At 64.6% G+C, this 23,854-nt stretch carries 19 protein-coding genes; 13 read left to right on the top strand and 6 right to left on the bottom strand.

Translation table 11 applies throughout. The features are described from left to right. Window positions 1-14: 14 nt before the first annotated feature. The 10 genes from gspD to ACTJJN_RS22070 are packed head-to-tail and all read left to right on the top strand — an operon-like array spanning window position 15 to window position 8,358. Window positions 15-1,751, top strand: coding sequence for a type II secretion system secretin GspD (gene gspD, locus ACTJJN_RS22115; RefSeq protein WP_440781614.1), 1,737 nt, complete (start codon window positions 15-17; stop codon window positions 1,749-1,751). Then, window positions 1,751-3,199, top strand: coding sequence for a GspE/PulE family protein (locus ACTJJN_RS22110; RefSeq protein ID WP_440781613.1), 1,449 nt, complete (start codon window positions 1,751-1,753; stop codon window positions 3,197-3,199). Before gspD ends, ACTJJN_RS22110 begins: the two co-directional genes overlap by 1 nt. A 3-nt stretch (window positions 3,200-3,202) precedes the next feature. After that, window positions 3,203-4,405 (top strand): type II secretion system inner membrane protein GspF, encoded by a 1,203-nt coding sequence (gene gspF, locus ACTJJN_RS22105; RefSeq protein WP_012051375.1) that lies wholly within the window; start codon window positions 3,203-3,205, stop codon window positions 4,403-4,405. Window positions 4,406-4,422: 17 nt separating this feature from the next. Continuing rightward, window positions 4,423-4,857 carry a type II secretion system major pseudopilin GspG gene (gspG, locus tag ACTJJN_RS22100; protein ID WP_004575677.1) on the top strand — a complete coding sequence of 145 codons (435 nt, stop codon included), beginning with the start codon at window positions 4,423-4,425 and terminating at the stop codon, window positions 4,855-4,857. Window positions 4,858-4,859: 2 nt separating this feature from the next. After that, a complete protein-coding gene (gene gspH, locus ACTJJN_RS22095) occupies window positions 4,860-5,291 on the top strand; it encodes a type II secretion system minor pseudopilin GspH (RefSeq protein WP_003254996.1) in 432 nt (143 codons plus the stop codon). Continuing rightward, entirely contained in the window at window positions 5,288-5,656 is a 369-nt protein-coding gene (locus tag ACTJJN_RS22090) for a type II secretion system protein GspI (RefSeq protein ID WP_440781611.1), read from the top strand. Before gspH ends, ACTJJN_RS22090 begins: the two co-directional genes overlap by 4 nt. Beyond that, entirely contained in the window at window positions 5,653-6,243 is a 591-nt protein-coding gene (locus tag ACTJJN_RS22085; protein ID WP_012051376.1) for a type II secretion system protein, read from the top strand. Before ACTJJN_RS22090 ends, ACTJJN_RS22085 begins: the two co-directional genes overlap by 4 nt. Further along, window positions 6,240-7,316, top strand: coding sequence for a type II secretion system protein GspL (locus ACTJJN_RS22080; protein ID WP_012051377.1), 1,077 nt, complete (start codon window positions 6,240-6,242; stop codon window positions 7,314-7,316). The genes ACTJJN_RS22085 and ACTJJN_RS22080 overlap by 4 nt, the downstream gene beginning before the upstream one ends. Next, complete coding sequence (gene gspM, locus ACTJJN_RS22075; RefSeq protein WP_014859960.1) at window positions 7,313-7,699, top strand: type II secretion system protein GspM; 387 nt, start codon at window positions 7,313-7,315, stop codon at window positions 7,697-7,699. The genes ACTJJN_RS22080 and gspM overlap by 4 nt, the downstream gene beginning before the upstream one ends. Further along, entirely contained in the window at window positions 7,696-8,358 is a 663-nt protein-coding gene (locus tag ACTJJN_RS22070) for a hypothetical protein (RefSeq protein ID WP_003254991.1), read from the top strand. Before gspM ends, ACTJJN_RS22070 begins: the two co-directional genes overlap by 4 nt. A gap of 275 nt (window positions 8,359-8,633) precedes the next feature. On the opposite strand, the gene ACTJJN_RS22065 is transcribed toward ACTJJN_RS22070, so the two are convergent. From ACTJJN_RS22065 to ACTJJN_RS22055, 3 genes are all read right to left on the bottom strand, one after another. Next, entirely contained in the window at window positions 8,634-9,395 is a 762-nt protein-coding gene (locus ACTJJN_RS22065; RefSeq protein ID WP_324737448.1) for a siderophore-interacting protein, read from the bottom strand. Further along, a complete protein-coding gene (locus ACTJJN_RS22060; RefSeq protein ID WP_012051380.1) occupies window positions 9,388-9,933 on the bottom strand; it encodes a PadR family transcriptional regulator in 546 nt (181 codons plus the stop codon). The genes ACTJJN_RS22065 and ACTJJN_RS22060 overlap by 8 nt, the downstream gene beginning before the upstream one ends. Before the next feature lie 89 nt (window positions 9,934-10,022). Beyond that, on the bottom strand, window positions 10,023-13,172 hold the full coding sequence (locus tag ACTJJN_RS22055) for a transglycosylase domain-containing protein (protein ID WP_012051381.1): 3,150 nt from the start codon (window positions 13,170-13,172) through the stop codon (window positions 10,023-10,025). A 388-nt stretch (window positions 13,173-13,560) separates the two neighbouring features. Between ACTJJN_RS22055 and ACTJJN_RS22050 the strand changes: the two genes are divergently transcribed. Then, window positions 13,561-14,979, top strand: a complete 1,419-nt coding sequence (locus tag ACTJJN_RS22050) for an amino acid permease (RefSeq protein ID WP_003254987.1) — start codon at window positions 13,561-13,563, stop codon at window positions 14,977-14,979. Window positions 14,980-15,015: 36 nt separating this feature from the next. On the opposite strand, the gene ACTJJN_RS22045 is transcribed toward ACTJJN_RS22050, so the two are convergent. Further along, the gene (locus ACTJJN_RS22045) at window positions 15,016-16,635 is read right to left on the bottom strand and encodes an FMN-binding glutamate synthase family protein (RefSeq protein ID WP_012051382.1); all 1,620 of its coding nucleotides are present in this window, start codon (window positions 16,633-16,635) and stop codon (window positions 15,016-15,018) included. 282 nt (window positions 16,636-16,917) lie between these two features. Beyond that, the gene (locus ACTJJN_RS22040) at window positions 16,918-21,198 is read right to left on the bottom strand and encodes a DEAD/DEAH box helicase (protein WP_324737447.1); all 4,281 of its coding nucleotides are present in this window, start codon (window positions 21,196-21,198) and stop codon (window positions 16,918-16,920) included. A 136-nt stretch (window positions 21,199-21,334) separates the two neighbouring features. On the opposite strand from ACTJJN_RS22040, the gene ACTJJN_RS22035 reads away from it, so the two are divergent. Further along, window positions 21,335-21,748 carry an NUDIX hydrolase gene (locus ACTJJN_RS22035; RefSeq protein ID WP_003254983.1) on the top strand — a complete coding sequence of 138 codons (414 nt, stop codon included), beginning with the start codon at window positions 21,335-21,337 and terminating at the stop codon, window positions 21,746-21,748. Here the strand turns inward: ACTJJN_RS22035 and metR are convergent. Then, window positions 21,732-22,649, bottom strand: a complete 918-nt coding sequence (gene metR / locus ACTJJN_RS22030) for a transcriptional regulator MetR (RefSeq protein WP_003254981.1) — start codon at window positions 22,647-22,649, stop codon at window positions 21,732-21,734. The genes ACTJJN_RS22035 and metR overlap by 17 nt on opposite strands. 195 nt (window positions 22,650-22,844) lie before the next feature. Here metR and ACTJJN_RS22025 point away from each other — a divergent pair, with 195 nt between their 5' ends. Then, window positions 22,845-23,840, top strand: coding sequence for an alpha/beta fold hydrolase (locus tag ACTJJN_RS22025; RefSeq protein ID WP_012051384.1), 996 nt, complete (start codon window positions 22,845-22,847; stop codon window positions 23,838-23,840). Window positions 23,841-23,854: the final 14 nt, after the last annotated feature.

Below are 23,854 nucleotides of genomic sequence, written 5' to 3'. Positions count from 1 at the left end.
CTGTTAGATACTGCATGGCGGCTGCGCTGAGCCTGGCCTTGTCCATGGCCTATGCCCAAGAGCCGGTGTTCGATGACAACGGTACGCCGATGTACGAAGTGAACTTCGTTGATACCGAACTCGGTGAGTTCATCGACAGCGTGTCGCGTATCACCGGCACCACCTTCATCGTCGACCCCCGGGTCAAGGGCAAGGTCACCGTGCGCACTGTCGACCTGCACGACGCCGACGCCATCTACGACATCTTCCTGGCCCAACTGCGTGCCCAGGGCTATGCCACCGTCGACCTGCCCAATGGCAGCGTGAAAATCGTACCCGACCAGGCCGCGCGCCTGGAGCCGGTGCCGGTAGAGGCGGGCGGGCAGCAGGGCGAGGGCAGCGACAGCGTGGCCACCCGCGTATTCAGCGTGCGCAACGCCGCCAGCGAACAGGTACTGGGCATCCTCAAACCGCTGATCGACCCGCGGGTTGGAGTGATTACACCGTACCCGGCGGCGCACCAGTTGGTGGTGACTGACTGGCGCAGCAACCTCGAACGCATCGCCAGCCTGCTGCGCCAGCTCGACCGCCCTCAAGAGGCACCGGGCAACGGCAGCACCCAGGTGATCTACCTGCGCCATGCCAATGCTGGTGAAGTGGTCAAGGTGCTGCGAGGGCTCAGCCAGGAAGGGGCGGTGCCGGCTGAAGGCGCGGGCGAGGCAGAGGGCAAGGACCGGCCGGTGATGCCAGCCTCCGGTGGCCCGGGTATCCGCCTGGAATACGAAGAAGGGACCAATGCCGTGGTCATGGTCGGCCCCGACAGCGAGCTGGCAGCGTACCGGGCCATTGTCGAGCAACTGGACATTCGCCGTGCCCAGGTGGTGGTCGAAGCGATCATCGCCGAGGTGTCCGACAGCAGCGCCCAGGAGCTGGGCGTGCAGTGGCTGTTCGCCGACGAGAAGTTCGGTGCCGGTATCGTCAACTTCGGCAGTAACGGGGTGAATATCGCCAGCATTGCCGGGGCCGCCGCGAGTGGCGACAGCGAGGCCCTGGGTGACCTGTTGTCCACCACCACCGGTGCCACGGCGGGCATTGGCCATTTCGGCGGGGGCTTCAACTTCGCCATGCTGATCAACGCGCTGAAGGGCAAGAGCGGCTTCAACCTGCTGTCCACGCCCACCTTGCTGACCCTGGACAACGCCGAGGCATCGATCCTGGTTGGCCAGGAAGTGCCCTTCGTCACCGGCTCCGTGACGCAGAACAACGCCAACCCGTACCAGACCATCGAGCGCAAGGAAGTCGGGGTGAAGCTGCGCATCAAGCCGCAGATCAATATCGACAACAGCGTGCGCCTGGACATCGTTCAGGAGGTGTCGTCGATTGCCGACACCAGTTCGGCCAGCGACGTGATCACCAACAAGCGCGAGATCAAGACCAAGGTCATGGTCGAGGACAACGGCCTGGTGATACTTGGCGGCCTGATCAGCGACGAGTTGAGTACCAGCAACCAGCGTGTGCCGCTGCTCGGCGACATTCCTTATCTTGGCCGGTTGTTCCGCTCCGATGCCACCAGGAACGCCAAGCAGAACCTGATGGTGTTCATCCGCCCGCGCATTCTGCGCGACGGCCCGAGCCTGGCGGGCCTCAGTGAAGACAAGTACCGCACCCTGCAGCAGACCACACCGCTGCAATTGCCGGACCTTGCAGAGGGCACGCGGCTGTTGCAGGTATTCCCCGCCAGCCGCGCACGCCTGGAAGGCGGTGACTGGTGATGCTGCCCTATCGCCAGGCACGGCAGAGCGGAGTGGCCATGGCCCCGGCAGAGCAGGGCTGGCAGCTATGGCTGCGGTCCGACGCCGACAATGCCCAGTTGCAGGAGTTGCTGCGTGTGCATGGCCAGCCAAGCCTGCTCGAATACCTGGAGCCTGCGCTGTTCGACGAGCGCCTTGGCCAGCTGTACCAGGCCGGCGATGCCGCCACCGAAGCGCTGATCGAAGGCATTGGCGACCAGGTCGACCTGGATAGCCTGATGAGCGAGATGCCGCGCATCGAAGACCTGCTTGAAAGCGACGACGAAGCCCCGGTGATCCGCCTGATCAACGGCCTGTTCGGCCAGGCGCTGCGGCTGCGCGCCTCGGACATCCATATCGAGACCTTCGAGCAGAGCCTGGTGGTGCGTTTGCGGGTCGATGGCCACCTGCGTGAGGTGCTGCGCCCTCCACGTGCGTTGTCGGCCATGCTGGTATCACGGATCAAGGTCATGGCCCGCCTGGACATTGCTGAAAAGCGTCAGCCCCAGGACGGCCGCATCACCTTGCGCGCGGCGGGGCGCGAAGTGGACGTACGGGTCTCGACCTTGCCCGGCATTCACGGCGAGCGGGTGGTGATGCGCGTGCTCGACAAGCAGGCCAGCCTGCTGGCGCTGGATAACCTGGGCATGCCGACAGCGGTATTGCAGGGCCTGCGCAGTTGCCTGGCGCGGCCCAACGGCATCGTGTTGTCCACCGGGCCGACCGGTTCGGGCAAGACCACGACCCTGTACGCCAGCCTGAACAGCCTCAACGACGGCAGCCGCAACATCCTCACCGTCGAGGACCCGGTGGAGTACGCCATCGCCGGCATTGGCCAAACCGCCATCAACCCGCGTGCCGGGCTGACATTTGCCAGTGGCCTGCGCGCCATCCTGCGTCAGGACCCTGACGTGATCATGCTCGGCGAAATCCGCGATCAGGAGACTGCGCAGATCGCCGTGCAGGCCAGCCTCACCGGCCACCTGGTGCTGTCGACCTTGCACACCAACAGCGCGGTAGGCGCAGTGACCCGCCTGCGCGACATGGGCATCGAGCCGTTCCTGATCGCCTCGTGCCTGCGCGGCGTCCTGGCCCAGCGCCTGGTGCGGCGTTTGTGCAGCTGTGCCGTGGCGCACCCGCTACAGGCTGCCGAGCGCGAGCTGTGGCCTGAGCTTGCGGCGTTGGGCAGCACTTATCACGCCGTGGGTTGCGAGCAGTGCCAGGGCAGCGGTTATATCGGCCGACTGGGGCTGTACGAATTCATCGAGCTGGACGCCGGGCTCATCGGCCTGTTGTACGACGGCGCCAGCGAGCTGGCCATGCAGGATTACCTGGCTGATCGGCGTCAGAGCCTGGTGGCGATGGCCAGCGATTGCCTGGCCCGCGGTGAGACCAGCCTGGCTGAAGTGCTGCGCGTGGTGCAGGGCTAAGGCATGCCGACCTATCGCTACCAGGCCGTTGACCTCGCCGGCAAATCGCACAAGGCCAGCCTGCAGGCTGACAGTGAACGCCACGCCCGCCAGCTGCTGCGCGAGCAGGGCCTGTTCGCCCGCCAGTTGCAGCGCCATGAAGCCGGCAGCCGACAACCCCGACGCCAGCGCTTGAGCCGCGCCCAGTTGTGTGAGCTGACCCGTCAGCTGGCCACCTTGACCGGGGCCGGCATTCCCTTGGTCGATGCCCTTGCCACCCTTGAACGGCAACTGCGTCAACCCGCCTTGCACAGTGTGCTGGTGGCCTTGCGCGGCTCACTGGCCGAAGGCCTGGGCCTGGCCCGCAGCCTGGCCCGGCAGGGCGCACCGTTTACTGGCCTGTACTGCGCGCTGGTCGAGGCCGGCGAACGTTCCGGGCACCTGGCCCAGGTGCTGACCCGCTTGGCCGACCACCTGGAGCAGGTGCAACGCCAGCAACACAAGGCCCGCACAGCGCTGATATACCCCGCTGTGCTGATGGGTGTGTCGCTGGCAGTGGTGATTGGCCTGATGACGTTCGTCGTGCCCAAACTCACCGAGCAATTCGCCCACGCCGGGCAAAGCCTGCCGCTGATCACCTCGTTGCTGATCGGCCTGAGCCAGGGGCTGGTGCACGCCGGGCCCTGGTTGTTAGGGGGGGCGCTGTTGCTCGGGGGGCTGGCTGGCTGGCTGCTGCGCAAACCGCACTGGTGCCTGCGTCGCGACCAGCTGCTGCTGCGCCTGCCGCGTATTGGCAGCCTGCTGCAGGTGCTGGAGAGCGCGCGCCTGGCGCGCAGCCTGGCGATTCTCACTGGCAGTGGCGTGGCCCTGCTCGAAGCCTTGCAAGTGGCCACCGAAACCATCGGCAACCGGCGTATCCGCCTGGCCATGGAGCAGGTGCGCCAACACGTGCAGGGCGGCACCAGCCTGCACCGTGCGCTGGATGCCAGCCAGCAATTCCCGCCGCTGCTGGTGAACATGGTCGGCAGCGGCGAGGCCAGCGGCACCCTGGCGGACATGCTCGAGCGCGTGGCCGACGACCAGGAGCGCGGCTTTGCCCGCCAGGTCGATACCGCCATGGCGCTGTTCGAACCCCTGATGATCCTGGTGATGGGCGCCGTGGTGCTGTTCATCGTGCTGGCGGTGCTGCTGCCGATCATGCAACTCAACCAGGGCCTGCAATTGTGACGACAAGGAGTATTGCCATGCAGCATCGACGTAACCGCCAACGCGGCTTCACCCTCATGGAGATCATGGTGGTGATCTTCATCATCGGCCTGCTGATCGCCGTGGTGGCGCCCAGCGTGCTGGGCAACCAGGACAAGGCCATGAAGCAGAAGGTGATGGCCGACCTGGCCACCCTGGAGCAGGCGCTGGACATGTACCGGCTGGACAACCTGCGCTTCCCCAGCAGCGAACAGGGCCTGGCCGCGCTGGTGAAAAAGCCGGCTCAGGAGCCAGTGCCTCGGGCCTGGCGCAGTGATGGCTACGTACGTCGCCTGCCGGAGGACCCGTGGGGCACCCCGTACCAGTACCGCATGCCCGGCGAGCATGGCCGGGTCGATGTGTACTCGCTGGGTGCCGATGGCCTGCCGGGCGGCGAAGGCCAGGATGCCGACCTGGGTAACTGGGCGCTGTAACGGTGCGTCATCAGCGCGGCTTCAGCCTGATCGAACTGTTGGTGGTACTGGCCATTGCCGGGCTGATGACCGGGCTGGCGGTGGCCGGCCTTGGCAACGGCCAGGCCAGTGTCGAGCAGGCCCTGCAACGGCTGGCGGTCGAGGTCCGCGGCCAGGCCGCGCTGGCCCGGCATGCGGGGCAACTGCGCGGGTTGCGCTGGAATGGCCAGCGCCCGGAGTTCGTCCGCCGCGAGGGCAATGCCTGGGTGGTCGAAGCGGTCCCGCTCGGCGACTGGCCCAAGGGCCTGCACCCGGACTGGCCCGCCAGCCCGCAACCGCGCGTGCTGTTCACGCCGCATGGCTGGGCGCAGGCGGGTAGCGTGCGCTGGCGCTGGGCCGATGGCAGTCAGCAATGGGCCTGGAGCCGCACCGATGGCATGTGGGTCGTGCCATGAAGCAAGCACAGCGTGGTTTCACTCTGCTGGAGGTGACCGTAGCCCTGGCAATCGCTGCCGTGCTGGCGGTGATCACCAGCCAGGTGCTGCGCCAGCGGCTGGCCGTTCAGGACAACCTGCAACAGTACCGCCTTGGCCTGCTGTGCGCGCGTGAGCTGCAAGCCCGCTTTGCCGTCGAGCAGTACTGGCCTGCCGAAAACCAGGTAGCCGGCGAGCTCGGCCAAGGTGGCCAACGGTGTCACTGGCAACTGCAACTGCGCCGCACTGGCGTGCGAGACCTGCGCCGTGGCGAACTGCAATTGTTCGCTGACCGCGATCAGCGCCTGCCACTGGGCCAGTACACCGTGTTTCTGGAGCGCCCATGAAACACCGCCAGGCAGGTCTGACCCTGATCGAACTGATGGTCGCGCTGGCCCTGACGGCCGTGCTCGGCATCATGCTGGCCGCCCTGGTCAACGGCTGGCTGAAGGTGCGCGAACGCTTGCAGGACACCATTCGGCAAACCTCGGTGCTGGACTTTTGCCTGGCCCTGGAGCGGCGCTTCGACAGCCCGGTGCTGCGCCGTGTCTACGACCAGCGTCTGCCGCTGGCCAGCCGTTGGCTGGACTGGCAGCCCGCCAGCAACCAGTTGCTGTGGGTCGCCAGCACCGGCCTGCCGGCAGCCGAAGGTGGCTCGCGCCTGCAACGCCAGCGCCTGCGGTTCGAGGCCCGGGAGCAACGCCTGCTGCTGGAAAGCTCGGCGGACTTGTACGCCGCCGTCGCCCCGCGCTGGGTACAGCGCGAACGACTCGACCAGGTCAGCGCCATGAACGTTCTGTACTACCAGGGCGGCCGCTGGCTGGCCTGGCCTTCTGACCAACCGGTGCACCCAGGCCGTGGTGTGCGTCTGGAACTGCTGCGTGATGGAGCCCCCTATGTCTGCACCTTCGCCCTTCCATGGGGGCGCTCATGAAACTTGAATGGCGGCGGCGTGCGCCGGCCCAGGTGTGGCTGCTGCTGCGCCCGGGTGCTGTCTGGCATTGGGCGCTGGTCCAGGACGGTATTTTGCAAAGCCAGGGGCAGGGCGAGCCACCGGCCAACCCGCAGGCCCATGTTGCGCTGGTCCTGCCTGCCGAGGCGTGCAGCCATTTTCGCGTGCCGGCCCCGCCCGGGCTCAAGCGCGAAGAGTGGCCTTTGCTGCTTGAGGATCGCTTGCTGCAGGCCCCGCATGAGGTGGCCTGTGCCTGCCTGGCCCGTGAACCCGGCTACCTTCGTCTGCTGGTAGTGGCGCGTCAGCAGTTGGATGACTGGCGTGGCCAATGTGCCGAATGGGGCTTGCAGACGGTGCGTTGCTGGGCGGAGCTGCAGCTGCTGCCTTCGCCCGAGCCAGGATGCGCCTGGCAATGGCAACGCACCCCCGGGCTGTCCTTCTACAAAGGCTTGGCCGAAGACGGACAGGAGCACTGGCTGGCGTGGCCTGATGCCTTGGGTGGCGTGCCGCAGCCACCGTGGGCAGGGCTGCACAAGACGTCGCTGAGCGGCAGTTGGCCAACCGTATTTGCGCCGCTCGACACATTGCCCGGCCTGTTCGACCGCGCCCGCAAGGTGCGTTCGTTGCCGGCGGCCTCCCGCCAGCAGCAGCGGCTGCTGGCAGCTTGCCTGGTGCTGGCCACCGTTTGGGGTGGCCTGTGGGTGAGTCAGCAATGGCGTCAGGCGCAACTCTGGCGCAACCAGGTCGTTGCCGTGACCGGCGAGCAGGCCAGCCCTCGGCACGCGGCACAGGCCCTCAAGCGCCTGCGCGAGAGCGTACTGCAGCAGCAACTGCGTACACGTCAGCTAGACGACCTGCAGGCTCGCTTGCAGACCTGGCTGCGTGCCAACCCCGGCTTGCGCCTGCAAGCGGTGCGCTTCGATGGTCAGCGTTGGCACCTGCGCCTGGAGGGCGAGGGCAGTGCGCCGCCATGGCGTGATATGGCGGCTGCCGCTGGCGCCACAGTGCAGGTTCAAGAAGGCCAAGTGATCTTCGACCTGGGAGCAGCCTCATGAACCGGGACTGGCTACAGCGTCATCGCTTCACGTTCGCCTGGGGACTGATCGCCCTGTTGCTGGCCTTCCTGGCCCTGCGCGAAGGCGTTGCGCAATGGCGCGTGCTTGGCCAGTGGCGTGTGCTGGCCGAACAGGCGGCCAGCCTGCAAGGCGGGCCTGGTTTGAACCTGGAGCGGCTACGTCAGTCGGCCCAGGCCCGTGGGGTCGAACTGACCGAAGTCGATACGCAAGGCAAGGCCTGGCAACTGCGCGGGCAGGTGGCCGATGAGCGCATGCTGCAAGGCTGGGTGCAGAGCCTGCGTGCAGAAGGCGCACTGCCGTTGCAATGGGGGCTGGAGCAGCAGGGCAAGGCTTTGCGATTTGATCTGGTGGTGCAGCCATGAGCCGCAGTGCAGCAATGGCCTGGGTGTTACTGGTATTCGTGCTCACGCTGTTTATCGAGCTTCCGGCCAATTGGGTGGTGCGTGCGTTCGGCCTGCCGGTACGCGATGTCGGTGGAAGCCTCTGGCAAGGGCAGGCACAACAATGGGGGCCGGTCGGGCCTTTGCGCTGGACGCTGCAGCCCTGGCGCTTGCAGGCGAATGCGCAAGTGGGGTTCCAGGGGCAGGCCTGGCAGTTGCGTGCAGAAGGCTGGCCCTGGCGTTGGCGGCTGGAGGCATCAGCCAAGGGGCCTTTGGCGACGGTCTCGACGGATTACCGCCTGGCCGGCCAGTGGCAGGGTGTGTTGAGGATGCAGGGGACAGGGCGCCAATGCCAGGCCAGTGAAGGCCGCGTGATCGTAACCGACCTTGCCCTGAGCGACCCGTGGTCCCTAGGCCTTGGGCACGGCTGGCTGGAAATGGATTGCCGCAGTGGCTGGCACCTGCGCGGGCAGTTGGCGCAGCAAGGGCAACATCAACTGGCCGTGGATGCCGACCTGCCAGGACGCCAGGCGCAGGTGGTGTTCCAGCTGCAGCCTGAAGCGCAGTTGACGCCATTGTTGCGTGGCGCCCAATGGCTTGGGCCGCAGGCCTTGGCGGGGCAGCGAGACCTTCGTTGGTAAGCAACAACGTGGCGCGGCCTCCTGTAGATACGCTGCGAGCGGTCGAGCTTTTCTGAGGTGCTCGGGGCTTAAGCGCTTGGTCGTATCGATGGTGCATACCCGCGAAGCAGGCGGCGCGTTGCGTGGCACCGGCTGCGCCGGTGTTCGCGGGTGAACCCACTCCTACAACGGCCTGTGCCCAACCACCGATTTGTGCCCAACCGCCGAGTTGTGTCCATCCCCGATCAGTGTAGGAGCGGGCTTGCCCGCGAAGACGGCAGATCAGGCAATCACGATCACTCGTCGTCGGCAGTCCCGTTGGCCCGCCAGTAGGCTGCAGCCTTTAGCGCGTCTTCCTTTACCCCTTTCTCCAGCAACAACGCCTTGGCCTGGCGAGTCAGGGCTTTTTCCAGCGCCACCCAGGCATACAGCTGGCCTTGCGGCAAGCTCAGGTTACGCACCAGCTCCAACAAGTCTTCCCCTTGGCGACGTACCCAGATCACTTCCACCTGCGCCTTGCTTGGCAGCGGCTGGCGCTCGTGCTCGTCTTCGATCTGGATCACTGCCAGCACCTGGCGGCCCGCCGGCAACTCCTCCAGCCGACGGCCAATGGCCGGGATGGCAGTTTCATCTCCGATCAGCAGGTAGCTGTCGAAAATATCCGGCACCACCAGCGAGGCCCGTGGCCCTGCGATGTCCAGGGTTTGCCCAGGCGCGGCTTGCGCGGCCCAGGTAGAGGCAGGGCCGTCGCCGTGCAGCACGAAGTCGATGTCCAGCTCATGTGCCACCAGGTCGATGCGCCGTGGTGTGTACTCGCGCATGGTGGGCCGCGCGCCACCGTCCTTGCCCAGGTTACGGGCCTCGATGGCCTGTTGTTGCTCCGGCGTTTCGGCGAACAGCAGCTTGATATGGTCGTCGCTGCCCATGCTGGTAAAGCCTTGCAGCTCGGCACCCCCCAGGGTGATGCGGCGCATGCGCGGGGTCAGCTCGGTGACCCGCAGCACCTGCAGACGGCGCTGGCGGATCTCGTGGTTTACGCGGTGAATGGTGTCACTCATGGGGCGTCTCCCTGAAAGGTTCGGTGGGCCCGGAGGCGATGGCCTTGGCGGTATGGTTGAGCAGGTCACGGACCCGTTCGATTTCTTCCACTGTCCAGCGGCCGCTGTGCATGTGCAGTGCATGGCGCAGGTTGCCGACCGCTTCATGAATCTCTGGCGGGCGGTCGTGGCCGCGCAGGGCGCGTTTGCTGACCTCGATGCGCATGCGCACGCCATCCAGGGCTACTGCCTGATCCACCAAGGCGCTGCGGCCGGCATCGGTGATGGCGTAGAGGCGTTTGCTGCCTTGTACCTGGCCGCTGATCAGTTCGGCCTCTTCGAGGAAGTTCAGCGTGGGGTAGATCACCCCAGGGCTTGGGCTGTAGCTGCCGTCGAACAGATTTTCGATCTGGCGGATCAGGTCGTAACCGTGGCCGGGCTGCTCGGCCAGCAAGTCCAGCATCAGCAGCTTGAGGTCACCCGGGGCGAAGACACGCGGGCCGCGCTCGCCACGGGCGGGGCGCCGCTCGAAGGGATCATGAGGGGGATGTTCGCGCATAAGGATAGGGCTCCGTCGTTTGCGATATATCTTAAGATATTACTCAAGATATATCTAAAGACAAGCCCTTAAATGCTGATGATTATCATCTACTGCGTCGATGTGTTCCCTGCCGGTGGCGGTGTGTGCAGGGCAACCTGTGGCGGCTTGCACTCATTCGGATTGCCAGGCTGCAGGTATGGCATGAGGATCGGTGCCATGCCCTTGAGCACCTGCACTGGCAGCGCCGAAGTAAATTTGAACGCTTCTGCCGTGCGACCCGGCACGAAGGCGGTCAGCGTGCCGAAATGGTTGTCGCCGAGGAAGAACACGAAGGTGGCGGTGCGGTTTAGCGAGCGCGAGCCGATCAGCCGGCCGCCGGCGCCAAAGCTCTCGATTCGGTTGTCGCCGGTACCGGTCTTGCCGCCCATCACCAGTGGGGTGCCGTCCTGCAGCTTGAAACTGCCGGAAATACGCCGCGCGGTACCTGCATCGACCACTTGCGACATGGCGCCTTTGAGTGCACGCGCCACTTCGACTGGCAGAATTCGCACGCCCCGGTCAGGGTCTGTGATCAACTTGGTCTCATAGGGTGTGTTGGCTGCGAAATGCAGGGTGTCGATGCGCAGGGTCGGCAGGCGAACACCGTCGTTCTGGATGATCCCGACCAGTTCGGAGAGGGCAGCGGGGCGGTCGCCGGAGCTGCCGATGGCGGTGGCCAATGAGGGCACCAGGTGGTCGAATGGATAGCCCACGCGTTTCCAGCGTTGGTGGATATCGAGGAAGGCTTCGATTTCGACCATGGTGCGGATGCGGCTGTCACGGGCGCCCTGGTGGCGGCTCTTGAACAGCCAGCCGTATACCTCCTGGCGTTCGAAACGACTGGCGTTGATCATCTCGGTCAGTGTCGAGCTTGGGTTCTTCAGCAGGTAGCCAAGCAGCCAAAGGTCCAGTGGGTGGACCTTGGCGATGTAACCCTGGTCGGGCAGGTCGTACTTGCCGGGGCCGTAAGCTGCGTACATCTCGGACAGACGGCCATCGGTCAGTTTGCCCAGCACGGCCTTGTCGCCCTTGAGGTGGGCACGCACGAACGCGTTGAAGGTTTCCTGGCCTGCCTCGGGGAACAGGTAGCGGTGTACCGCCGCCAACCGCTGTGGGGTCACGCGCATGCTGTCGAGGAAGGTGTCCAGGCGTTGTTGCGAGGTTTTACGCTGGTACTTCTTCCAGAAGCGCATCAGGTAGTTGGTGCCTTCCTTGTCGGCAAAGCGCGCAAGGTATTCCTGGCGGCGCGGGTCGGCATCGTCCTTGAGCAGCGGCACGCGGTTGTACGGCTGCTGGTAAGTCACGTAGCGCACCAGGTCGCGCATCAGGCGGATGAACGGCAGGTTGATCGACTCGCGCAGTGCATCCTTGAGTGTCGGGTTGCGGTTGTTGTCTTCCTTGCGGAAGTTGTTGAACACATGCATCCCGCCACCGGTGAAAAACGCTTCGCCGGTGTTGGCCGAGTACTTGCGTTCGAGCGCGGCGTCGAGCATGGCGTCAAGGCTCTGGTTCTTGCTGTTCAGCGCCAGCCATTCCAGCGACCATTGCGTGATGCGGTCGAGTTCGGCCACTTCGACCTTCTTCAGCTCGGCGGCAGGTTTGCCGGCGTACTTGTCGTGCAGCTCGGCGATAATTTCAAGGTAGGTGGTCAGTACCCGCAGCTTGGCGGTTGAGCCCAGCTCCAGCTTGCTGCCTTCGTTGATGTCGAAGGGCTGGTTGGTGCTGTCGGTCTGCACCCGGACCCGCGAGCCATCGGCGGTGCGTTCGAACAAGGTGAAGCTGTAGCTCACCTGGTCGGTGGTCTTGGCAGTGAGCAGCCGCTCGCCGATCAGGCCGATCTGTGCGGCAAACGCCGGGTCGGCAAGGTTTTTCAGGTACTGGCTGATCTGCAACTGCAGGTCGGCCTGCAAGGTACTGGTGGCCGACAGGTCGAGGCGGTCGAGGTCGTACAGCGGGCGATTGAGCATGGCCGACAGGCGGTTGCGCGCCAGGCTGATGCCCTTGTTGGTAATGATCGGTACGATGGTCGGCTGCGCGACCCAGTCGCGGTACACCGCCTTGCTGGCCAGCGCGGCATCGGCCAGCGGCTGATCGATGACCTTGTTGGCGGCAAGCAGGCGAATGTGCGAATCGGTGAGTTCGGCCAGCTCGACCCGGCCCTTGGACAAGTAATGCGAGGGGCGGCGCTGGGCAATCATCAGCGACAGCACCTGGCGCAGGGCCAGGCCACGTGCGGCCATGCTCTCGGGGTCGGTAGCGGTGGCGTTCAGGGCCTGGTTGACCTGGTCGAAGTCGGCGCCGTACCACACCCGCAGGCCCTCGGCCATGCCATGTACCTCACCATGCCCAGGTACAGCCGACAGCGGTACGCTGTTGAGGTAGTCACGCACGATGCGCTGGCGTGCCTCGGTGGTGTCGGGACCGCCCTGGTAGGCACGCACGCTGGCAGAAATCATCTGCCGGATTTTCTCCGCGCCCGACACCGTCAGGCCGTCGGGTGAGTGGCGATATTTCTCCAGCTGCGTGGCCAGGGTGCTGCCGCCGGCAGACTGGCCGGGCAGGGCCAGGTACTTGGCGACCTGGCTGTAGGCGGCCTTGGCAAAGCGTGGCCAGTCCACTGCCGGGTTGTTACGTGGGTCCTGGGTATCCAGCAGGTCGCGGTTTTCGATGAACAGCAAGCTGTTGACCATCACGGGAGGGATCGCTGCAAAGTCCGGGTACAGGTGCTGGGGGTAGTTGTACTGGTACAGCGTGTCGCCGCGGCAGTCGGTGATCGACAGGCCGGCCTGGATTTTCTCGATATAGGGCGCGAACAGCCCATGATCGACGTAGTTCATCAATGCGGGTGAGAACTTCACCTGTTCACTGATGAGGTAGTCGCGCTTGAGCAGGCGTGGCAGGAATTCACCCAGGGCGCTATAGCCCAGGCGTTTGTCGAACGGCCCGTCACCGGGGTAGATGATGGCATCGCTGGGACCGGCTTGCAGCGAATAGGTCAGTGTACCGGCCAGTTTGCTGAACTCGCGCGATTGCAGTTCGGAGGTACGGAATTCGTCATACGCGGCAACACCTATGGCTACCAGTGCCACCAGCAGGATGAGGATGATCAGCCGCCACCATAGCCGACGCTGACGGGGGGACTTGGGTTGTGGCGTCTCGGCCGGAGGTATCTCGGGTGCTTCCGTTCTGCTTGGTTCCGATTGCCACAGTGCGCCCATAGTCTTCTATCCGGCCAAGTATTTTCGTCTTGCTTGTCTGAAGCTTAGACGTTGAGTGGATAGGGTGAAAAATTTGTAGAAGAAGGAAAGTGGTGAGGGGCTATGCGGCTTTGGTGTGGGTTCCTTCAACGGCCGATGTTGCTATGGTGCCCCGGCGATTTTTGGGGCGGGTAGCGGCCCCAGAGTTCTAGCCAAATTTCTGCATATATACAGTGAAAACTCCTACAACGGTCTTCCTATACTGCTCGCCCCCTTCGCCTTGCCGGGCGCTCTACTCCGGCACACGGGCCGGTCCACAAGGCCAGCCTGGCAAGCCAATGCCACGCCTATCGGCTTGGTCGCGGCGGCACGAAGGTCAAATCCAATAACAAAATGAGGTTGTATTGCTATGCCAGTCGGCAACCACTCTGCCCACGGCCAGGCCACAGAAGGCGGCCCGCTCAAGCGTGAACTGGGCGAACGGCACATCCGCCTGATGGCGCTGGGCGCCTGTATCGGTGTCGGTCTTTTCCTCGGTTCGGCCAAGGCGATCGAAATGGCCGGTCCGGCCATCATGTTGTCCTACATCATCGGCGGCCTGGCCATCCTGGTGATCATGCGCGCCCTTGGTGAAATGGCCGTGCACAACCCCGTCGCCGGCTCGTTCAGCCGTTATGCCCAGGATTACCTCGGCCCATTGGCAGGCTTCCTGACCGGCTGGAACTACTGGTTCCTGTGGCTGGTGACCTGTGTTGCCGAAATCACGGCAGTGGCCATCTACATGGGCATCTGGTTCCCCGACGTTCCGCGCTGGATCTGGGCCCTGGCGGCGCTGGGCAGCATGGGCGCGGTCAACCTGGTGGCGGTGAAGGCTTTTGGTGAGTTCGAGTTCTGGTTCGCGCTGATCAAGATCGTCACCATCATCGCCATGGTGCTTGGCGGCATCGGCATCATTGCCTTCGGCTTTGGCAATGACGGTGTGGCAGTGGGGATCTCCAACCTGTGGAGCAACGGCGGCTTCATGCCCAATGGCGTGACCGGCGTGCTGATGTCGCTGCAGATGGTGATGTTCGCCTATCTGGGCGTGGAAATGATCGGTCTCACCGCCGGTGAAGCACGCAACCCGCAAAAGACCATTCCCCAGGCCATCGGCTCGGTGTTCTGGCGCATCCTGCTGTTCTACGTCGGCGCGTTGTTCGTGATCCTGTCGATTTACCCGTGGAACGAAATCGGCAGCCAGGGCAGCCCGTTCGTCATGACCTTCGAGCGCCTCGGCATCAAGACCGCTGCCGGCATCATCAATTTCGTGGTCATCACGGCGGCGCTTTCGTCGTGCAACGGCGGCATCTTCAGCACCGGGCGCATGCTTTATAGCCTGGCGCAGAACGGCCAGGCGCCGGCGGCCTTTGCCCGCACCTCGAAGAACGGCGTGCCACGCAATGCGCTGCTGCTGTCGATCGGCGCGTTGCTGCTGGGCGTGCTGGCCAACTACCTGGTGCCAGAAAAGGTCTTCGTCTGGGTGACCTCGATCGCCACCTTCGGTGCGATCTGGACCTGGGTGATGATCTTGCTGGCGCAGCTGAAGTTCCGTGCCGGCCTTACCACGGCCGAGCGCAAGGCACTGAAGTACCGCATGTGGCTGTGGCCGCTGAGCTCGTATCTGGCACTGGCCTTCCTGGTGCTGGTGGTCGGGCTGATGGCGTACTTCGAGGATACGCGTGTGGCCCTGTACATCGGCCCGGCGTTCCTGGTGTTGCTGACAGTGCTGTATTACACGTTCCGCCTGGCGCCGAAAGACGCACAAGGTGTGACGAGTACCGCCTCCTGACCTGACGTGGGGCCGCTTTGCGGCCCCAGCGTTCTCTCAGGCCGCCACTTCGCTGTGCGGCTCGAAACTGTCCGCCCGGGCCAGTTGCCACATCCGCGAATAGAACTGCCCGTTCACCTCGCCGGTCAGCAGCTCACCTGGCTTCAAAAACACATGCATCTGCGAGAACAGCTTGATCTCGGTGGCTGAAATGCGCCGCACCAGGTGCTTGGCCTCCAGTTGTGCCGGATGCTCCAGGCCGGCCGCCGCCAGCATTTCTGCCAAGGCACGCAACGTGTTGTGATGGAAGTTCAGCACCCGCTGGGCTTTGTCGGGCACCACCAGCGCACGCTGGCGTAGCGGATCTTGCGTGGCCACACCGGTCGGGCACTTGTTGGTGTGGCAGCTTTGCGACTGGATGCAGCCGATGGCAAACATGAAGCCGCGTGCCGAGTTGGCCCAGTCGGCGCCAATGGCCAGCACGCTGGCGATGTCGAAGGCGCTGACAATCTTGCCGCTGGCGCCCAGCTTGATCTTGTCGCGCAGGTTCAGGCCGACCAGGGTGTTGTGCACGAACAGCAGGCCTTCACGCAGTGGCACGCCGATATGGTCGGTGAACTCCACGGGCGCTGCGCCGGTGCCGCCTTCCTTGCCATCGACGACGATGAAGTCGGGCAGGATGCCGGTTTCCAGCATGGCCTTGGCGATGCCCATGAATTCCCACGGGTGGCCCAGGCAGAACTTGAACCCCACTGGCTTGCCACCGGACAGCTCACGCAACTGGGCGATGAACTGCATCATTTCGATTGGTGTCGAGAAGGCGCTGTGGCGCGACGGTGAGATGCAATCCTCGCCCATCAGCACGCCACGGGTTTCGGCGATTTCCTGGGTGACCTTGTGTTTGGGCAATATGCCGCCATGGCCGGGTTTGGCGCCCTGGCTCATCTTGATCTCGATCATGCGCACCTGAGGGCTGCGCGCCTGGGCGGCGAAGCGTTCGGGATCGAAGCGCCCATCTGGCGTGCGGCACCCGAAGTAGCCGCTGCCCAGTTCCCACACCAGGTCACCACCGTGCTCGCGATGGTAGGGGCTGATGCTGCCCTCGCCGGTGTCATGGTGGAAATTGCCCAGCTTGGCGCCCTGGTTGAGCGCACGGATGGCATTGGCGCTGAGCGAGCCGAAACTCATGGCCGAAATGTTGAAGATCGACGCGGAGTACGGCTGGCTGCACTGCGGCCCACCGACGATGACGCGGAAGCTGGCCGGGTCGGCCAGCGGTGCCGGGCGCATGGAGTGGCCGATGAACTCGAAACCGGATTCATATACGTCGATCAGGGTGCCGAAAGGTTTGTCCGAGGCTTCGTTCTTCGCCCGGGCATACACCAGCGAGCGCTGGGCGCGAGAAAAGGGAAGGGCATCGCTGTCGGACTCCAGCAGGTATTGGCGGATTTCCGGGCGAATGGCCTCGACCAGATAGCGGATGTTGCCGAGAATCGGGTAGTTGCGGCGTACGGCGTGGCGCTGCTGCAGCAGGTCGAACAGGCCGATCAGGCTGAGAATGCCTGTGGTCAGGGTGAACGGCCACAGCCATTCGTGGTGGCTGAAGGGGAGGCTCGCCAGGGTGAACAGCACACAGGCGGCGAAGAAGGCATAACGACTGAGAAGTGACAGGCTCATACAGGGTCCTTGCGATGGCGCGGTCAGGCTCAGGGCCTGGGGCAAACCCCGACCATAGCCAAGTTGCCGGGCACTGCAAAATAAAATCGGGGTAGCGAAAATCATTCTCGACCCGAGCCAAATTGCCTGGTCGCAACGCAGATCGGTGGTGGACACACATTGATGATTGGGCGCAGGCCGTCGTAGGCGCGGGTTTACCCGCGAAAGGGTCGGGCCTGCTGGCCAATTTCTACCCGCCGGTCAGCGTTGCCGCCGCCACCGTATTCGCGGGTAAACCCGCTCCTACAGGGGGGCGCGCAGCAGTTTTTGCCGCCAGCTTTCCTGCTCCTGTGCGGACGCCTCGACCAGATACGCGTAACGCCCGGCCATCCGCACCGCCACCGGTATCCCGTCGCGATACAGAAGCCGGTTGCCAATCACTGCCGGCACTTTCGCCCCGGGCAGCAACGAGCCGATCAGGTTCAGCGGGTCACCGGCGCTCACCACCTGCAGCGTTCCGTCCGGTTCACGTCGTCTCACTTGCCGCAGCAACACTACCGCCTCAGGCAAGGCGAACTGTTCACCGGCCAGCCCGGCAATGAAGCGCCCGCCCCGGATCTCGCCACGCGCTTCCAATCGGTGATAGCAGCGCAGCAGCTCACGCCAGGGCGGCAGTACATCACTCTCGCGCGCCAACAGCCGCCAGCAGATCACGCCATAGCGGCGCAGCAGCGTGCGGGCAATGTGCTCCAGGCGCTGGTCGTGGTCCGGTGGCGCATCGCTGCGGCGCAGCAGGGCCCAACGTCCGGCATGCGCCATGCTGCTGGAAAGCGGCGGGTGGCCTCGGCGGCTGTTACGTGCGCTGCGCTTGGTTGCAGGCGTGATCAGGCTGCGCAAGCCAGTGAAACTGTCCGCCCCGGCCAGGCCCGAGCCCACCAGCTCCTGCAGTGCAGTTTCCAGTTCACTGGGCAGCAGGTGTGCCTCATGTGCCAGTTCATCGAAGAACAGCGCACCCTGGGTTTTCAGCGCTTCGTGCACACGTTGCGCACGTAGGCCAAGGGCGTCGACAGCAGGTGCGGGTGCCAGGCTGCGCCACGTGTTCAACTGGTCCCGCGGCAGCAACACCAGTGGGGTACTGGTCAACGTGCTGCTCGCCACTGTTGCCGCCAGCCGGCTCCAGGCAAACTGGCCGCTTCGGCAGGCTTCGTCGAGCCAGTGCGGACTGTAGTCTTTGATACGCGCCGGCAGCAGTTCCGCCTCCCAGGCCGCTGCGGCGCTGGGGAACCCTTGTAACTGGCCCAGCACTTCGGCCACCGCCTGCGGACCACGCAGGCGCTCGTCTGGCGCCAGGTGCTGCCAATCGAACAGAAAGCGCATGAAGTCTTGCAGGCTGACCGGCTCGATCTCGCGGCGCAGGCGTTTGACCGTGTAGCGGTGGATGCGCGCCAGCAAGTGGCGTTCGCACCATTGCAGGTCAGTGGCACCTGGGCTGAAATGCCCGCGCAGCACATAGCCTTCGGCTTCCAGGCGGGCCAGAGCCTGCTCGATATCGGTTACCGGTTTGCCCAATGGCGCAGCGATTTGCGCCAGGGTCTGTGGGCCATGGCCGCTCAGGCGGGCGCGCAGCAGTTCGCTCAGTGCGTGGTCGGGCTCGATGGGCTGGTCGAAGCCAGCGAGCCGTTCGAGCGCTGGCTCCCTGTGCGCTGTGGGGTACAGTGCCAGCAGCAGGTTCAGGCGTTCGCGGGCCAACCAGAGCTTGTCATCGGGCAGGCGCAAGGCACGCCCGGCCTTGGCCAGCTGCCTTAGCAGCACATCCCAGCAGGGGTTGGCATCTACCTCGACCTGACCGATGGCACCCAGGCCCATCAATGCTTCGTGCATTTCGTCGGGATTGGCCGGCTGTGGCCAGGCCTCAGCCACGACGGCAGCAATGGCATCAGCGTCCAGCGCGCCCAGGTCGTCGCTACTGTGCACGTCGTTCCAGCGCCGGTTGAGTACCGCCTGGGTACGTCGTTCTTCCAGTGGCGCATCGTCCAGAAAGGCATAAGGCCGGGCGCTGAGAATCGCTGAAGCCAGCGGCGAGGGGGCGGGCAAGTCGCGGCACAGCAAGCGCACTGCACCGCTTTCCATGCGCCGCAGCAGGGCCAGCCAGCCTTCGCTGTCCATTGCCTCGTGCAGGCAATCGTCAAGGGTTTGCTCGACCAGCGGATGGTCGGGAATCTGCCGCTCGCCGACGATGTTCTCCAGGCAGGCGATCTGGTCGGGGAACACGGCGGCAACCAGGTCCTCACTCTTCATGCGCTGGATTTGTGGCGCCACCTTGCGTCCGCCCACAAAGCGCGGCAGTGCCATGGCCACGCCTGCATTCCAGCGCCAGCGCACGCCAAACAGCGGTGCATCGAGCAGGGCCTGGATGAGAATCGGCTCGGCGCTGCGGCTGTTCAGGTAACGCCACACTTCGTCCAGCTCGAAACTGTGGCTGGTCGACAGTGACAGCACGATGGCGTCCTCGCTGGCGGCAGCCTGCAGTTCGAAGTTGAAGGTGCGGCAGAAGCGCTTGCGCAGGGCCAGGCCCCAGGCGCGGTTGATGCGGCTACCGTAGGGTGAATGAATGATCAGTTGGGGCCCGCCGGACTCATCGAAAAAACGTTCCATCACCAGCGTATCCTGCGAGGGCAGGGCGCCAAGCACTTCACGGGTGCGGGCCAGGTAGTCGAGCAACTGGCCCGCACAAGCTTCGTCCAGTTCGAAGGTCGCCTGCAACCAGGCCAGTACCTCCACCGTGTCGCCGCCTGCCAGCGCCAGTTGCTGGTCGATTCGCGCCTGCAGCCGGGCCACGGCGGCAGACAGCTCGTCACTGCGCCCCGGCGCTTCACCCAGCCAGAACGGAATGGTCGGTGGCAGGCCATGAGCATCCTCTACCCGCACCCGGCCCGGCTCGACGCGCAGAATGCGATAGGAGGCGTTGCCCAGCTGGAAAATATCGCCGGCAATGCTTTCCACGGCAAAATCTTCATTGACGCTGCCGATGTTCAGCGCCTGCGGTTCCAGCAACACGGCGTAGTCGGCGTTGTCGGGGATGGTGCCGCCGCTGGTCAGCGCGGTCAGTTGGCTGCCACGTCGGCCACGCAGCGTGCCGCTCACTGCGTCACGGTGCAAGTAGGCACTGCGCACACCCTGGCGGCCGTTGTAGCCCTCGGCGAGCATGCGCAGCAGGGCCTGGTAATGGTGCTGGTCAAGCTCGGCGTAAGGTGTGGCCTGGCGCAGGCAATCCAGCAGATCCTGTTCGTGCCAGGCCTGGTTGCTGGCTTCTGCGACGATCTGCTGGGCCAGCACATCCAGCGGTGCCCGGGGGATGTGCAGTGCGTCCAGTTCGCCCTGTCGAACGCAGTCAAGCAAGGCAACGCATTCGATCAGGTCATCGCGTGAGGTGGGGAACAGGCGCCCCTTCGGCACACCATCGACCTGGTGTCCAGCGCGGCCAACCCGTTGCAGGAAGCCGGCAATCGAGCCCGGCGAGGCGATCTGGCAGACCAGGTCGATATCGCCGATATCAATGCCAAGCTCCAGCGATGCGGTCGCGACCAGCACCTGGAGCTGGCCGCTCTTGAGCCGCTGCTCCGCATCCAGGCGCAGCGCTTTGGACAGGCTGCCATGGTGTGCGGCAACCGCCTCCTTGCCCAGCCGGTCGCTGAGGTGGCGGGTTATACGTTCGGCCAGGCGCCGGGTATTGACGAATACCAGCGTGGTGCGGTGTTCACGGGCAAGGGTGGCCAAGCGGTCATACACCAGGCCCCAGACATCAGTGGCCATCACCGCCCCCAACGGTACCGGCGGCACTTCGATGGCCAGGTCACGCTTGCGGGCATGGCCGATATCGACAATGGCGCAGGGGCGCCCGCTACCCACCAGAAACTGTGCCACCCGTTCGACCGGGCGTTGGGTAGCGGACAGGCCGATCCGCCGCAGTGGCTTTTTGCACAAGGCTTGCAGGCGTTCCAAGGTCAGTGCCAGGTGGGCGCCACGCTTGTTACCGGCCAAGGCATGGATTTCGTCGACGATTACCGTGTGCACATGGGCCAGGCCTTCACGGCCAGAAGCCGAGCCCATCAGCACATAAAGCGATTCGGGAGTCGTCACCAGAATGTGCGGGGCCAGCTTGCGCATGGCGGCGCGTTCCTTCTGCGGAGTATCGCCGGTGCGTACCGCCGTGGTGATGCGTGGGGCGTTCAGGCCTTGGTCTGCAATGGCTTGGCTGATGCCTTCGAGTGGGGCCTGCAGGTTCAGACGAATGTCATTGGACAGGGCCTTCAGAGGTGAAACGTAGATCACCAGTGTCTGTGCGGGCAGTTCGCCCTGGTGCTTCATGCCTTCACGCAGCAGCTCATCTAGCACGGCCAGAAAAGCGCTCAGGGTCTTGCCTGAGCCGGTCGGCGCGGCCAGCAGCATGGATTGCCCGGTGTGGATCAACGGCCAGGCCTGTGCCTGGGCATCGGTGACCGTGGCGAAGCGGCGGCGGAACCAGGTGCTGACGGCAGGGTGGAACAGCTCGAGCACCGGGTGGTGTTTGGCGGGCAGGTTCATGTGTTGTTTATGGAGGGTGTGCAACAGGTTGGCAAGGGGCCGCTCGTCTGCCAGGCCGACACAGGAATGACCGGCCTTGTCAGGCCATTGACCCCATGGGATCCTCGCGGGTCATTTTATTTAGCGAGCCCATTTCATGCCCAACATCATCCGCATCGCCGCCGCCCTGCTGATCGACCCTCAGGGCCGCACGCTGCTGGTGCGCAAGCGTGGCACCGAGGCTTTCATGCAGCCAGGCGGCAAGATCGATGCCGGTGAAACGCCGGTACAGGCACTGGTGCGCGAATTGCAGGAGGAACTGGGCCTGCGCATCGACCCGGCTCAGGCCATGCACCTGGGCCAGTTCAGTGCCCCCGCCGCCAACGAACCAGGCTTCGAAGTGCAAGCTGAACTGTTCCGTGTCGACAGCGCCGCTGCCGTGGTGCCGGCCGCAGAGATCGAGGAGGTGGTCTGGCTGGCTGCAGATCAGGCGCCCGTCATGCCACTGGCTCCCCTGACCCGCGACTTGATCCTGCCGCTGTATCGCCAGGCGCTCAACGCACCGCGCTGACGCCGTCGAGGGTGGCGAACGAGGTGTCCTTGGCCGTCAGCAAAAAGTCGCGCATGTACGGGGCATCGAGCATGTCGGTGCGTACGGCGGCATAAAGCGTGGCAAACAGGCCTTTCTCGCCAAGGCGTTTGCCCTTCACATAGCCGCGCGAGCTGTACTCGTGCAGCGCCCAATGCGGCATGCCGCATACGCCACGGCCGCTGGCCACCAGTTGCATCATCATCACCGTCAGCTCCGAGGTACGCACGGCGGCTGGCTCGATATCGGCCGGCTCCAGGAAGCGCGTGAAGATGTCCAGGCGATCGCGCTCCACCGGGTAGGTGATCAGCGTCTGGTCGAGCAAGTCTTGCGGCACGATGTAAGGCTTGCTGGCCAGCGGGTGCTGGTTGGCCACTGCCAGCATCGCCTCGTAGGTGAACAGCGGCACATAAGTGATGCCTGCCAGGTCCACCGGGTCGGAGGTCACCACCAGGTCAAGGTCGCCGCGGGCCAGGGCCGGTAGCGGGGCGAAGGCAAAGCCCGATGCCAGGTCCAGTTCCACTTCCGGCCAGGCATCACGGAACTGGTCGATGGTCGGCATCAGCCACTGGAAGCAGCTGTGGCATTCGATAGCCATGTGCAGGCGTCCGGCAGTGCCTCCGGCCAGGCGTGCGATGTCACGTTCGGCGCTGCGCAGCAACGGCAGGGTGGCATCAGCCAGTTGCAGCAGACGCAGCCCGGCGCTGGTGAAGCGGATTGGCTTGGTCTTGCGCACGAAAATCGGGAGGCCCAGGCGCTCTTCCAGCTCCTTGAACTGGTGCGACAACGCCGACTGGGTCAGGTGCAGGCGTTCGGCGGCCTCCACCAGGCTGTCGGCCTCGCGCAGGGCATGAAGGGTTTTCAGGTGACGGATCTCCAGCACAGATAACTCCGGGGTGTGGAATAGAGGAATCAGGTAATGAGTTGAGTTTCTCTCATGATGCTACATCTGTCGACTGGGCGATCGTCGCACCGCCTGGCGGGAGTCATGAAACTGTCACCGAACTGTGGCAGCGCGCCCGAACAGAATTCATCAGACTCGCGCTCTACTGGGGATCTGCATTCTGGTGTTTCTTTCATGCGGGCTTTTTGGCTTTTTCTTTTCTTTCTGTTCAGCGCACCGGCGAGTTTCGCCGAACAGCGCTGTGACGCCCAGGTGCCGGTGCAGCGTGCCGAACTCGGTGCCGTCAGCCTGGTGTACCAGAGCGTCGGTGCGCCACGCGACCCGGCCTTGCTGCTGGTCATGGGCTTGGGCGGGCAGCTGATTCATTGGCCAGATGATGTGGTCGAGGCATTGTGCCGCCAAGGTTTTCGGGTGATCCGCTATGACAACCGCGATGTCGGCCTGTCCCGCTGGAACCAGGTACCACCGCACGCCAACCTGACGCTCGAACTGTTGCGTTACAAGTTGGGCCTGCCCGTGTCGGCGCCCTATACGCTGACTGATATGGCCGATGACGGCTTGCGCCTGATGGACGCGTTGGGCGTGCGCCAGTTTCATGTATTGGGGGTGAGCATGGGCGGCATGATTGCCCAGCACCTGGCGGCGATGGCGCCTGAGCGTGTGCGCAGCCTGACGCTGGTCATGTCCAGTTCAGGGGCGGCGGGGCTGCCGGCGCCGGCCCCGGCGTTGGTGCAGTTGCTGGCCCGGCGCAGCGCGCCGAACCGTGAAGTGGCTATCGAGCAGCAGGCCGACCTGCTGGCGGCCTTGGGCAGCCCTGAGGTACGAGACGACCGCGAAGTGCTGCTGCAGCAGGCGGCGCAGGCCTACGACCGGGCGTTCAACCCTGACGGGGCCAAGCGCCAGATCATGGCGATACTGGCCGAGCCGAGCCGCGTCGAGTTGCTCAACCAGTTGCGAGTGCCGACCCTGGTGGTACACGGCACGGCTGATCCGTTATTGCCGGTGATGCATGGCGTGCACCTGGCGGCGCATATCCAGGGCAGCCAGTTACGCTTGATCCCGGGGTTGGCGCACCGTTTTCAGGAGCCGTTCAAGGCGCCGTTACTGGGGGCGGTGTTGCCTTATTTGCAGGCGCACAGGCAAGCGGTCACGCACATCGCAGGGCTCTGAATCCGCGCTGGCTG

Origin of the sequence: Pseudomonas sp. 22515 (genome assembly GCF_052044625.1) — a bacterium.
Classification (GTDB): domain Bacteria; phylum Pseudomonadota; class Gammaproteobacteria; order Pseudomonadales; family Pseudomonadaceae; genus Aquipseudomonas; species Aquipseudomonas alloputida.
This window is presented reverse-complemented; position numbering and strand designations above follow the sequence as displayed.

Bases quoted from the DNA above. Each gene is read 5' to 3' on its own strand.
- gspD (WP_440781614.1), top strand. From the start codon at position 15: ATGGCGGCTGCGCTGAGCCTGGCCTTGTCCATGGCCTATGCCCAAGAG.
- ACTJJN_RS22110 (WP_440781613.1), top strand. From the start codon at position 1,751: ATGCTGCCCTATCGCCAGGCACGGCAGAGCGGAGTGGCCATGGCCCCG.
- gspF (WP_012051375.1), top strand. From the start codon at position 3,203: ATGCCGACCTATCGCTACCAGGCCGTTGACCTCGCCGGCAAATCGCAC.
- gspG (WP_004575677.1), top strand. From the start codon at position 4,423: ATGCAGCATCGACGTAACCGCCAACGCGGCTTCACCCTCATGGAGATC.
- ACTJJN_RS22090 (WP_440781611.1), top strand. From the start codon at position 5,288: ATGAAGCAAGCACAGCGTGGTTTCACTCTGCTGGAGGTGACCGTAGCC.
- ACTJJN_RS22085 (WP_012051376.1), top strand. From the start codon at position 5,653: ATGAAACACCGCCAGGCAGGTCTGACCCTGATCGAACTGATGGTCGCG.
- ACTJJN_RS22080 (WP_012051377.1), top strand. From the start codon at position 6,240: ATGAAACTTGAATGGCGGCGGCGTGCGCCGGCCCAGGTGTGGCTGCTG.
- gspM (WP_014859960.1), top strand. From the start codon at position 7,313: ATGAACCGGGACTGGCTACAGCGTCATCGCTTCACGTTCGCCTGGGGA.
- ACTJJN_RS22070 (WP_003254991.1), top strand. From the start codon at position 7,696: ATGAGCCGCAGTGCAGCAATGGCCTGGGTGTTACTGGTATTCGTGCTC.
- ACTJJN_RS22065 (WP_324737448.1), bottom strand. From the start codon at position 9,395: ATGAGTGACACCATTCACCGCGTAAACCACGAGATCCGCCAGCGCCGT.
- ACTJJN_RS22060 (WP_012051380.1), bottom strand. From the start codon at position 9,933: ATGCGCGAACATCCCCCTCATGATCCCTTCGAGCGGCGCCCCGCCCGT.
- ACTJJN_RS22055 (WP_012051381.1), bottom strand. From the start codon at position 13,172: ATGGGCGCACTGTGGCAATCGGAACCAAGCAGAACGGAAGCACCCGAG.
- ACTJJN_RS22050 (WP_003254987.1), top strand. From the start codon at position 13,561: ATGCCAGTCGGCAACCACTCTGCCCACGGCCAGGCCACAGAAGGCGGC.
- ACTJJN_RS22045 (WP_012051382.1), bottom strand. From the start codon at position 16,635: ATGAGCCTGTCACTTCTCAGTCGTTATGCCTTCTTCGCCGCCTGTGTG.
- ACTJJN_RS22040 (WP_324737447.1), bottom strand. From the start codon at position 21,198: ATGAACCTGCCCGCCAAACACCACCCGGTGCTCGAGCTGTTCCACCCT.
- ACTJJN_RS22035 (WP_003254983.1), top strand. From the start codon at position 21,335: ATGCCCAACATCATCCGCATCGCCGCCGCCCTGCTGATCGACCCTCAG.
- ACTJJN_RS22025 (WP_012051384.1), top strand. From the start codon at position 22,845: ATGCGGGCTTTTTGGCTTTTTCTTTTCTTTCTGTTCAGCGCACCGGCG.